The organism is Vicinamibacteria bacterium (genome assembly GCA_035620555.1).
GTDB lineage: Bacteria > Acidobacteriota > Vicinamibacteria > Marinacidobacterales > SMYC01 > DASPGQ01.
In genome coordinates this window covers 1-11302 of record DASPGQ010000793.1, presented here as the reverse complement: position 1 = coordinate 11302, position 11302 = coordinate 1, and the positions used below count along the sequence as shown (strand labels likewise).

Genomic DNA, 11302 nt, shown 5'->3' with positions numbered 1-11302 from the left:
CGAGCCCGCGCGCTTCATCGGCGCCATGGGCCAGGCGAGGGACCCGGATCCATCGGCGCCCTACCTGGGCAACTGGGTCAGCGGCTGGACGAACTTCGAGCGTAACTAACTCGTGACGAAGGCTCTCGTGTTTGTCCGGGTTGGGCTCGGCTCGCTATTAGCGCTCGCCGCGTTCGCTTGCCAGCGGACCGCGGCGAGCGACGTCGAGATGAGGAGCGGCGAGCCGAGCCTTTCCCACGCCTTCGAGACGCCCGAGGAGCTCGGCCGGGCGGTCGTCGATGGTTTGGTGCGTGGTGACGCGGATGCTTTGAAGGAGTTGCCGCTCAGCAAGGATGAGTTCCGCCTCTTCGTCTGGCCAAGGCTCCCGTCTTCCAAGCCAGAACGAGGAATTCCCTTCGAGTACGCCTGGGGCGAGCTCGATCAGAAGAGCCGCGCCTCGATCGCGCGGACATACTCACGCTACAAGGGGAAAGAGCTCACCTTCCTCGCCATTCGCTTCGCCGGCGATACGACCGATTACGATTCTTTCAAGGTCCACCGTGACGCCCGCGTCCAGGTTCGTCTAGCGGACGGAACCGAGGACTGGCTCGACCTTTTCGGTTCGGTCATGGAGTGGCGTGGCCGATACAAGCTCTTCTCCTATGTGACCGACTGATCGAGATTCCGCTCAAGAAAACGCCAGCTCGAAGCCGACCTTTTTCAGCACCCGTGCTTCGGCTTCCAGGTCGGCTCGCGTGAGCGGGTGCTCCTCGAGCCAGTCGTCGGGGAAGGCAAGTGAAAGATGGGTCTTCGCCGTCGCCGCGGCGATGGGAGGGAGCGGCCTCGGGCTCCGGCCGCGATTGAGCAGCACGGCGATTCGCAGAATGATGGCGAGCCGCATCGCCTTCTGAACGTCCAACTGGGTCAGCTTGTCGAATGGGACGCTCGTGAGCTTTCTCCGGTGAACCTCGATCAGAGCGGCCAATAGTTGCTGGTCGTCACGGGAGAAGCCGGCGAGCTCCGCGTTCGACACGATGTAGGCGCCGTGTCGCTGGTAATGGGTGTAAGAAATCGTGATGCCGATCTCGTGCAGCCGGGCGGCCCAGATCAGCTGAAGCCGGTCCTCGTGCTCGGAAACGCCCCAAGGTGCCGCGAGCTGCTTCCAGAGCGCGAGCGCGGTCCGCTCGACCCGGTCGGCCTGGGCGGTATCGATGCGGTACTGCTCCACGAGCCGTTGAATGGTCCTCTCGCGTGTGTCCTCATGGCGGATGCGCCCAATCAAGTCGTAGAGCACCCCCTCGCGTAGCGCCCCGCTCGCTGGCTCCATCGGCTCGACCTCGAGGCTTTCGACCACGCTTCGGAGGATCGCGACCCCGCCGGGAAACACCGCGGCTCGGTCGGCGCTCAGACCGGGAAGGGCAAGCCGCGAGATGCGTCCCGCGTCCACGAGCGCCTTGGCGAGCTTCTTGACGCCTTTTCGAGTGATGTGTTGTCCCCAGCCGCTCTCCCGAATCACGGCCGCGACCGCGTGAATCGTGCCCGATGAACCGTAGGCCCGATCCCAGCCAAGGTTCTTGAATCGGTCCACGATCGTCTCGAGCTCCACCTGGGCCGCGGTCTGGGCGCGCTTCATGTTCTGTTGGGTGATGACGCCGTCGGGGAAGTACCGAGTCGTGAAGGAAACACACCCCATGAAGAGGCTGGCGACGCGGCTGGACTCGAAACCCTCACCGATGATGCATTCGGTCGATCCCCCGCCGATGTCGACGACGAGACGGCGCTCGTCCGCGAAGGGAAGGGAGTGGGACACGCCGAGAAAGATGAGACGTGCCTCTTCTTGTCCCGAGATGATCTCGATCGGGTGCCCGAGAGCTTTCGAGGCCCGGTTGAGGACCTTTCTCGGGTCCTTGACCTGACGAAGGGTGTTCGTGCCGACCGCGCGCACCTGTTTGGGCGGTACGTCCCGCAATCGCTCCCCGAACTTCTCCAGGGCGGTGAACGCCCGGGCGAGGGCGTCTTCGCTCAACGTCTTGTCGTCGGTGAGACCGCCGGCGAGCCGCACGCGCTCGCGCAAGCGGTCCACCTCGTGGACCTCGTCCTCGATCAGTCGCGCGATCTTCATGTGAAAGCTGTTCGAACCGAGATCGACCGCGGCAAACGTATCCGAGTGATTCCGATCTTCCATGTAAGATGGCTCCATGGCTACTTACGCCATCGGTGACATCCAAGGATGTTTTATCACGCTTCAGAGGCTTCTGAAGCGCATCGACTTCGATCCAAGCCGCGATCGGTTGTGGCTTGCGGGCGATCTGGTGAACCGAGGACCCCAATCACTGGAAGTCCTGCGCTGGGCCAAAAGCCTCGGACCATCACACGTCGCCGTTCTCGGAAACCACGATCTCCACCTCGTTGCCAGGGCCGAGGGAGTTCGACGACCGCGGCCGAAGGATACGCTCGATGGCATCCTGGAAGCTCCCGACGGGGGAGTCCTGATCGAGTGGCTCGCCCGGAGGCCTCTCCTCCACCGCGAGGGCGGTTACGTCCTGGTGCATGCCGGGTTGCACCCTTCGTGGAGCCTCGCCGAGGCGGAAGAGCTCGCGTTGGAAGCCGAGCAGGCGCTCCAGTCCCGGAGTCGTCGTGAGCTGCTCGAAGCCATCTACGGTGACGGAAGCCGCGTGGGCTGGAGCCCATCGCTCCAGGGTGGGGCAAGACTCCGAGCGATCGTGGCCGCGCTGACTCGCATCCGCACGGTATCGTCCGACGGCGAGATGAACCTTCGTTTCAAGCGCTCGCCTGCCGAGGCTCCCGAGGGAGGCGTCGCCTGGTTCGAGCGTTTCTCTTTCTCCGACGAGGTCACGGTCGTCTTCGGACACTGGACCGGCCTCGGGCTTCACCTCGGTCGACAGGTCATCTGCATCGACACCGGCTGCGTATGGGGAGGGTCGCTTACTGCGTTGCGTCTTTCGGATCGTCGTGTGTTTCAGGAGCCGAGCGAGCTCGCGCGAGGGCCTCGGGCTCGAAGCTCTTGATGCGCGTTACCTCGCGAACGACGAACGGCTGGAGCCATTCGGGGACGGACTCGCATTCGGCGAGGACCGTCTCGCCTTCGGCGACGACGTCGACATGGCCCGACCCACTGCCATCACCGTCGATATCGTACCGCGAGCGCTCGAGTCGATTCCCGTCGGTGAGTGGCCAGAAAGCGTCGAATCTCTCTCGCGAGATCGACTCCTCGATACTCTGACCCGCGACATCGACGACCCGAAAGAAGCGCGTACGCCGCCCCCGCAGTTCCGACCTGACGTGCTCGGATATTTTCCTTCCAGGCAAGAAGCCCTGACGGATCGTGATCGGGGTTCGTCGGGCAAGTGATTCGGGAACGGACGAGAGAAGGAACCGTTTCCGCATCGACGGTCCCGTGAGCCGGGACGCCAGCCCGAAAACTTCCTCGAAGAAGGAGCTCCCCGCTTTCCCGAGCCAGTGATGGGACAGCTCGGCGAATCGGTCGTTGCGACGCTTCTGCTGGGCATCCAGAAGCACATGAAGACCGGACTCCGTCGCTGGCGTCGACTCGTCGGCCGATGCACGGCCAAGCGCCTTCTCGCGCAAATGGCGAGCTCTCTCGACCGCGGCCCTTTCCAACGCCGAGGCAATCGTTTCCGTCAGCACCCGAGCGTCCTGGAGGTCCCCGAGGCAATCCTGGAGCTGCTTCATCTTCCTTACGATGGTCCTCGCGCCCCGAACCTCGTGCCGCAAAGGCTCGAGCAGATATCGCAGTCGCTTGGCCTCGATGCGCGCACTGTGGAGCTCGTCGACGTTACCGGAAGACGAGATCGAATCGAGCGTTCTCTGCAACGCCGAGCCCTGCTCGGCGAGTAGCTGTCCCGTGGCGAATAGGAAGCTCGCATGAGCTCCCTCCTCGTCCAGCCGCATGCGGCGAAAGGTTCGCTCCAGGGACTTGCGCGCGGCGTCGAACTCCTTCCTCAGCCGCTCGGGGCTCGGGGTCGCCGCCTCTTTCGAGGCGAGCTCGTTGCGCAGGTGCGCCGCCGCCCGTGAACCGTCCTGTTCCAGCTCGGCGCCGGCCTTCTCGAGCCACCCAATCTGCACCTCGGCATCCCGGGCGACGTTCGTGGAGGAGGCCAGCGCCCCTAGCCGTTTGCGAATCTTCTTCGGGTTCGAGCCTTTTAGGAAAGGTCGGTACGCCCGGATGACGCTTCTCAACCGGCGCAGGGACACTCGGAAATCGTGAAGCGCCTCGTCGTCGCCTTTGTCGAGACGATCGAGGGCCTCTGCGCCTTCGGCGAGGAGCCCGAAGCACAAACGCCGTGACGTCTCTTCCGGGGACCGCTCCAGGAGCTCTCTCGAGAGTCGCATCGGTCCCTAGCGACGCTCGGGCCAGGGCTCTTCTTTCACCGCCTCGAACGGCTGCTCGGAGAAAGCCCGTCGCCGGGCCTGCCTTTCTTTCAAGTCGTAGGTGTCGCCGTTTCTCAGGAAGTAGAACCGTCCTCCATCCGCCAGAGTCTTTCGGCTGTCGTAGATCGCAACCAGGCTCCGCCCAATCACCTCGAAACGGTCGCCCTCGACGACGATCGCGGTGTCCTCGTCGATGCCGATTCCCAGGAGCTCGGGAAACTTCTCGATGACGGCTATGAGATCGAAATGACGGTTCCGGACGAGAAGGTGCTGATCGATCGCGACGTTTTTCAGAAACGCGAAGCCCTCGACGTGATCTCCCATCATGATGGTGTTGTTCTTGGTGTCTCCCCTGACGAGGTAGGAGCCTTGAATGGTTGCTCCCGCGGACGACCCACCGATGACCCCGCCGCGCTCGAGGACGGCGTGCAGCTCGAGCTCGGTGCGGGTATCGAGGTAAGCGTCGGCCAGGCGCCACTGTCGGCCGCCGGAAAACCAGACGCCGCGAGCCTCGCGGATGGGACGGACGAAGTCGTCGGAGTTGGCTACGTTGCGGTCACGGGTGTGGAGAACGGTGACGTTCTCGACGCCGAGCTCCCGCCAACGTCGAGCTCCGGAATCGTACTGGTCGTACTCCTCACCTTCGCCTGCGGTTGGAATCATGACGATGGGAGCCTCGGGACCGCCGGCGAGATCGATGAACCGCCTTGCAATGGCCTCGTCCTCCATGGCGCCCCCCACGATGACGAGGGCTCCGTTTTTGGGTCCAATCTCCTGGGCCCCCACGGAGCTCAGCGGCAAAAGAGCTAGCCAAAGGCTTCGTCGAAGAATGACTCGCATCACCTCCTTTATCTAACACAAGCGCGGCGCCGCTGTCTTGCCCGATGTATGATGCCTTCGATGAAGCACGTCGTCGTGGGAACGGCGGGGCATATCGATCATGGAAAGAGCGCGCTCGTTCGCGCCCTGACCGGGATCGACCCCGATCGACTCAAGGAGGAGAAAGAGCGGGGTATCACCATCGATCTCGGCTTCGCCTTCGTAAAGACCGAAGACGATCTTGCGCTCGGCTTCGTCGACGTTCCCGGTCACGAGCGGTTCGTCAAGAACATGCTGGCGGGCGTGGGGGGAATCGACCTCGTCGTCCTCGTGGTGGCCGCGGACGAGTCCGTCATGCCGCAGACGCGCGAGCACTTCGATATCTGCCGACTTCTTCGCATCCCCCGCGGGCTGGTAGCGGTCACGAAGAGCGATCTGGTGGACGAGGAGCTTCGTGAGATCACGGCGCTCGAGGCGAAGGAGCTCGTGGCCGGCAGCTTTCTCGAGGACGCTCCCATCGTTCCCGTCTCCTCGAAAACCGGCGCGGGCCTCGACGAGCTCCGTGCGGCCATTTGGGCGATCGCCACCGAGGTCCCCGGCCGACCGGCCGCCGGCCCCGCCCGGCTGCCGATCGACCGGGTCTTCTCGATGAAGGGTTTCGGGACGGTCGTTACCGGAACGCTCGCTTCCGGCGTGCTCTCCCAGGACGACGAAGTCGAGATCCTTCCCCAGGGTCGCCGAGCCCGCATTCGAGGGCTGCAGGTCCACGGTGAAAAGCGGGACTCGGCTGCCGCCGGACAACGGACCGCGGTAAACCTCCAGGGCGTCGAAGTGTCGGACATTCATCGCGGCTCGGCTCTGGTAGGCAGGGACAGCTTCACGCCCACGATGATGCTGGACGCCGAAGTGGAGGTCCTTCGCTCGTCCCCGGTTCCGGTCAAAGACCTCACTCGCCTGCATCTCCATCTGGGAACGGCCCAGGTGCTCGCCCGCGCCCGCGTTCTCGGAAACCGCGGTCTCATCGCTCCCGGTTCGAGCGGCGCGGTTCAGCTGCGCCTCGAGGCTCCGGTGGTCGCGGCGCGGGGCGACCGGTTCATTCTCAGAAGGTACTCACCGCTCGAGACCATCGCCGGAGGCCGCGTTCTCGACGCTTATCCACCCAAACATTCGGTGCGAAAGTCCGAAGTTCTCGATCGGTTCCGTTCGTTCTCGGGATCGGATGCCTCGGAAGCGGCGGGGCGAATCGTGGAAGAGAGTGGAGTCGCAGGGATCTCGGAGCACGAGCTGGCGCGACGTCTGTTCGTCGAGCCGTCGGCGCTCGGGAGCCTCGTCGACCGACTCGCCTCCAACAGCCATACGTTCGTCGTCTCCGGGTCGCCGCGTATTCTCGTTTCCGCTTCGGTCGTCGCCTCCCTCGAAGAACGCATCGACGACGAGCTCGCCCGCTTCCAGAAAAAGAACCCTCTACTCGAGGGCATGCCGAAGAGCGAGCTCCGGGAGAAGGTCGCTGCCGGGTTCGACCCCGACGTGTTCGAATGGGTTCTCGCCAAAGCGGTCTCGGAGGGGAGGCTCGGTACGGCCCGCGACCTCGTCGCCACCGCGGGACACACCATCCAAATGAGCCCTGAAGAAGCGAAGGCGATGGATGTCCTGGTGAAAGAGTATCGGGCGTCGGGCTATCGGCCGAAGAGCCTCGCCGACACCGCGTCCGATTCCAAGCTGGACGTCAAGCTCCTCGAGCGGGTACAGCGCGTCCTCCTCAAGGACGGCAGGTTGGTTCAAATTGCCGAAGGCATGATCTTCCACCACGACGTCCTCCACGGGCTCAAAGAGGAGGTCCGAACCTACAAGGCGACCCGTGGTCGCATCGACGTAGGGGCCTTCAAAGAGCTATTCGGCGTCACGAGAAAACACGCGATTCCCCTTCTCGAATGGCTCGATCGGGAACGCGTCACCAAGCGGACGGGAAACGAGCGCGTCATTCTCTGAGGCCGGTGCGGTAGAATACGACCGCGCGTTCACTCTGACGATTCACGGGGGTCGCGATGAGCAAAGCGTTCACAAAGGAATCCGGTAACGGTGCATTCGACGAGATCCTGCCGGAGCCAAAGGATTTGCTTCCCGAGGGTGCGAAGAACTATGTGACGCCCGAAGGAGCGGTGGCGCTTCGCAACGAGCTCGAGCGCCTCGAAGACGAAGTGCGTCCCCGCCTCGTCGAGAAAGGTGAAAAGCCCGAAGCCGTCGACCGGCGAATCCAGTTCTTCCGGGACCGCGTCGCCAACATGGTGGTCGTCGATCCCAAGACCCAGGACCAGGAGAGCGTTCGTTTCGCGGCGACGGTCACGGTGGCCGACGAGGATGGCAACGAGAAGACTTATCGAATCGTCGGCGTCGATGAGAGCGATCCCAAACAGGGCAAGATCAGCTGGATTTCTCCCATCGCCAAGGCACTCAATTCCGCACGCGTGGGAGACGTCGTTCGCGTCGAGCTCCCCGATGGCGATACCGAGCTGGAGGTGCTCGCCATCGAGTACTGTTGATCTGGACCCCCGAAGGTTTCGCTTCAGGGATGGCGTACGCTCAAGACCCGAAAGCCGATGAGGGCCGCCTTGAGGATGTAAATCAACCGGTTGTTCGACTTTGCATCGGCGGGCCAGAAGAAGAAGCCCGGAAGCGTGAGGAGCTCGAGTGAGTTCTCGGCGACGCCCTCGAAGAACTCGTTGTCTTCGAAGCGCACCCGAACTCGCAGCCCCGGCCGATCGGGATCGTGCCGCAGCGACTTTTCCTCCAGGTATTCCCGGTTTCCGGTGAAATCACGGACGAAGAAGACGCCCTTGAGCTTGTGGAGATCCACGGAGACGGGCTCCCCCCGGGCGTCGGACATCTTCAGGATCCCCCGCGTCAGGAGTTGTCCCCGCTCGAGATAGCCGGGAACGAGCTGCCCGTCCTTCAGTCGAGCGATGACCGGCGGCCGCCCCGACAGCAACTCCTTGATGGTCTCCATGGTTCGGCGGCGGCAAACATAACTCAGCCGCATTCGGATTCAAAGAGCATGGTAGGATGGCGGCGTCGTGCCGGACCGAACGATCGGTATTATCCTCGGTGGCGGCAGAGGCAAGCGCTTGTTGCCGCTGACCCAGGAGCGCTCCAAACCGGCCGTGCCGTTCGGTGGGAAATATCGACTCGTCGACGTATCCATCAGTAACTGCCTCAACGGTGGAATCCGACGAATCTTCGTGCTCACCCAATTCAACTCCGCCTCGCTCAACAACCACATCGGCCGGACCTACCGATTCGACTCCTTCGGCAGGAGCTTCGTCGACATCTTGGCCGCGGAGCAGACGCCCGAGCGTCGGGATTGGTACCAGGGCACCGCCGACGCCGTCCGACGCAACCTGCGGCACATCATGAACCGGCCGGGCGCGGAGAGGGTTCTCGTTCTGGGCGGCGACCAGCTCTACCGCATGAACTTCCGCGAGCTCCTCGCGCACCACAAGAATGTGAAAGCGGAGGTCACCGTCGCGGTGACGCCCGTGCCTCGACATCAGACCCACCGCTACGGCGTTCTGCGGCTCGATCGCGAAACCTTCGAGGTGGCCCGCTTCGTCGAAAAACCGGCTGGCGACGCCCTCGAGGATCTCGCCACCGGCGACGAGTTCCTCGCCTCGATGGGCATCTACGTGTTCGATTGCCCGGTTCTCGAGGAGACTTTGTCCGAGTCGGACGCGAACGACTTCGGCCATGACATCCTCCCCGCGCTCGTGGGGAAAAAGCGGCTCTGCGGCTATTTGTTCCGAGGCTATTTCGAGGACGTGGGGACGATTCGCACGTTCTACGAAGCCAATCTCGCGCTGACCCAACCCCTCCCCGAGTTCAATTTCTACGAGCCGCTGGCGCCGATCTACACCCATCCAAGGTTTCTCCCGGGGAGCAAAATCGATGATTGCCGCATCAAGCGCTCGCTCGTCACCGAGGGCGTGATACTGAATCAATGCGACATCGACCACTCGGTCGTGGGCATTCGCTCCCGAGTGCAGCGCGGTGCGCGGTTGACGGACATGGTCCTGATGGGGGCGGACTACTATCAGCTGCCGTTCGAGATAGAGGCCGACCTGGGTCGAGGAATCCCTCCGATTGGTGTCGGGGAGGGGGCGGTCATCGAGCGCGCGATCGTGGACAAGAACGCCCGCATCGGACGCGGAGTGCACATCACTCCCAAGGACGGACATTCCGACGAATCGGGCGGCAACTATGTCATCCGGGACGGGATCGTCGTGATTCCCAAGGATGCGGTCCTGCCCGACGGGGTGCATATCTAGCGGGGTGGGTTCCGGTTTCGGTTCTCGTCTAATAGAGGTGAGGAGCTTGCCTGAGGAGAACCATGAAAGCCTTGGCCCGACCGGACCGACCTCGCGAGAAGCTCCTCGAGAGCGGACCGGCAAGCCTGGGAGCCAACGAGCTTCTGGCTCTGGTTCTCGGCTCGGGAACGAGAAGCTCTTCCGCCCTGGAGCTCGCCAACCAGGTCTTGGCTCATGCGGGGGGTCTCGATGGATTGGCAGGGCTCGAGCCGTGCGATCTCGTCGGAGTCCGCGGACTGAAGGATGCCCGGGCGGCGCGAATCGTCGCCGCCCTGGAGCTCGGCAGGCGAGCGACGAGCCCACCCTCCTGGCCTCGTCCTCGTTTTCGCCTTCCCGGCGAGGCAGCCCGCTACCTGATTCCCCGATTCGGGACGAAGCCTCTCGAGGAGTTCGGCATCCTCGTCCTCGACACTCGCAACGGCCTCAAAAGGCTCCACATGGTCTCTTCGGGAAGCCTCAATGGCTCGCTCGTTCACCCTAGGGAAGTCTTTCGCGAGGCCGCCGTTTCCCGGGCGGCAGCAATCATCGCTTTCCACAATCACCCTTCGGGAGATCCCGCACCCTCGCGCGAGGATCACGATCTCACGCGCCGGCTCCGCCAGGCGGGCAAGATCCTCGGCATCGAGCTGCTCGATCACGTGGTAGTCGCCGCCGGTCGTTACTGGAGCTTCAAAGAGCATGGAGAGATCTGACTCACCAGTCCTCTCGCTGACCGGCCGGCTCGTTTGCGAAACGTCCGCTTTGAAGCGACACTGCAGCGTTTACGACGATGAGCGACCGCATTCTCTACATCGATGCTGCCGCCGGCGCCAGCGGTGACATGATTCTGGGTGCTCTCGTCGATCTCGGCGTTTCCTTGAATGCCCTCAAAAAGGAGCTCGGAAAACTGGGTTCCGATTTTCGGCTGGTGCGCTCCACCGCCCGCCGTGGAGGCATTCGCGGCACGCGCATCCGTGTCGCTACACCGGGAGACCGAGGTCATCGTCACTGGGCGGACTTCGAGAGGCTCGTTCGCCGAAGCCGTCTCGACAGCGGTGTCAAGGAGCGTACGCTCGCCCTCATCCGGCGATTGTTCGAAGCCGAGGCAGAGGTCCATGGCAAACCCGTCGAGAAGATCCACTTGCACGAGCTCGGCTCTCTCGACACGCTCGTCGATATCGCCGGGGCCGTTCTGGGGGTGGCCTTGCTCGACGTCGACCACGTGGCCGCGTCTCCGGTCAATGTCGGAAGCGGGTTCGTGGACACCGAGCATGGACGCATGACCGTGCCGGCGCCGGCAACGGGGCTCCTGCTCGAGGGCGCGCCCGTGTTCTCCGAAGGAGACGGGTTCGAGCGCACGACGCCGACGGGGGCGCTCCTGGTGACGGGGCTCGCCAACTCTTTCGGGCCTCTTCCACTGATGACGCTCCTTCGAACCGGTTACGGGCTGGGGCGCCAAGACCCTCGGGGAGGACGAGCCAATGCGCTGCGGCTGGTGCTGGGCAAGGGCAGTTCCGGTCGCATCGAACGCACGCTCGTGATCGAAGCGACCGTCGACGACATGACCCCGGTGCAGACCGGCTATCTCGCCGAGAGGCTCTCGGCCGCCGGTGCTCTCGACGTCTTCCTGACGCCCGTGCAGATGAAGAAGGGCCGGCCGGGGGTGAACGTCACCATCCTGTCGGCTCCCGGTTCGCGAGATGCCATGAGCGAGGTGTTGTTCACCGAGAGCACGACGCTCGGGGTGCGAGCCC

11 protein-coding genes are annotated in these 11302 nt (G+C 63.6%); 7 read left to right on the top strand and 4 right to left on the bottom strand.

What is annotated here, in order from left to right; translation table 11 throughout:
- The first annotated feature begins 112 nt into the window (after positions 1-112).
- On the top strand, positions 113-655 hold the full coding sequence (locus VEK15_31870) for a hypothetical protein (protein ID HXV65337.1): 543 nt from the start codon (positions 113-115) through the stop codon (positions 653-655).
- A gap of 12 nt (positions 656-667) precedes the next feature.
- On the opposite strand, the gene ppx is transcribed toward VEK15_31870, so the two are convergent.
- Positions 668-2164 (bottom strand): exopolyphosphatase, encoded by a 1497-nt coding sequence (gene ppx / locus VEK15_31865; GenBank protein ID HXV65336.1) that lies wholly within the window; start codon positions 2162-2164, stop codon positions 668-670.
- A gap of 13 nt (positions 2165-2177) precedes the next feature.
- Between ppx and VEK15_31860 the strand changes: the two genes are divergently transcribed.
- On the top strand, positions 2178-3008 hold the full coding sequence (locus tag VEK15_31860) for a symmetrical bis(5'-nucleosyl)-tetraphosphatase (GenBank protein ID HXV65335.1): 831 nt from the start codon (positions 2178-2180) through the stop codon (positions 3006-3008).
- On the opposite strand, the gene VEK15_31855 is transcribed toward VEK15_31860, so the two are convergent.
- Together VEK15_31855 and VEK15_31850 are read right to left on the bottom strand one after the other, a co-directional pair.
- Positions 2926-4353 carry a CHAD domain-containing protein gene (locus VEK15_31855; GenBank protein ID HXV65334.1) on the bottom strand — a complete coding sequence of 476 codons (1428 nt, stop codon included), beginning with the start codon at positions 4351-4353 and terminating at the stop codon, positions 2926-2928. The two genes, VEK15_31860 and VEK15_31855, sit on opposite strands and share 83 nt — an antisense overlap.
- A 6-nt stretch (positions 4354-4359) precedes the next feature.
- Positions 4360-5232: a cyanophycinase gene (locus VEK15_31850; protein ID HXV65333.1), complete on the bottom strand. Its 873-nt coding sequence runs from the start codon at positions 5230-5232 to the stop codon at positions 4360-4362.
- 60 nt (positions 5233-5292) lie between these two features.
- Between VEK15_31850 and selB the strand changes: the two genes are divergently transcribed.
- Entirely contained in the window at positions 5293-7200 is a 1908-nt protein-coding gene (gene selB, locus VEK15_31845) for a selenocysteine-specific translation elongation factor (protein ID HXV65332.1), read from the top strand.
- A gap of 56 nt (positions 7201-7256) precedes the next feature.
- On the top strand, positions 7257-7751 hold the full coding sequence (locus VEK15_31840; GenBank protein ID HXV65331.1) for a GreA/GreB family elongation factor: 495 nt from the start codon (positions 7257-7259) through the stop codon (positions 7749-7751).
- Positions 7752-7774: 23 nt separating this feature from the next.
- On the opposite strand, the gene VEK15_31835 is transcribed toward VEK15_31840, so the two are convergent.
- Positions 7775-8215, bottom strand: a complete 441-nt coding sequence (locus VEK15_31835) for a hypothetical protein (protein HXV65330.1) — start codon at positions 8213-8215, stop codon at positions 7775-7777.
- A 67-nt stretch (positions 8216-8282) separates the two neighbouring features.
- On the opposite strand from VEK15_31835, the gene VEK15_31830 reads away from it, so the two are divergent.
- The 3 genes from VEK15_31830 to larC all read left to right on the top strand — a co-directional run.
- A complete protein-coding gene (locus VEK15_31830; protein ID HXV65329.1) occupies positions 8283-9530 on the top strand; it encodes a glucose-1-phosphate adenylyltransferase in 1248 nt (415 codons plus the stop codon).
- Positions 9531-9592: 62 nt separating this feature from the next.
- On the top strand, positions 9593-10261 hold the full coding sequence (gene radC / locus VEK15_31825; protein HXV65328.1) for a DNA repair protein RadC: 669 nt from the start codon (positions 9593-9595) through the stop codon (positions 10259-10261).
- 77 nt (positions 10262-10338) lie between these two features.
- Positions 10339-11302: nickel pincer cofactor biosynthesis protein LarC (gene larC / locus VEK15_31820; GenBank protein HXV65327.1), on the top strand; the 964-nt coding region annotated here is incomplete at its 3' end.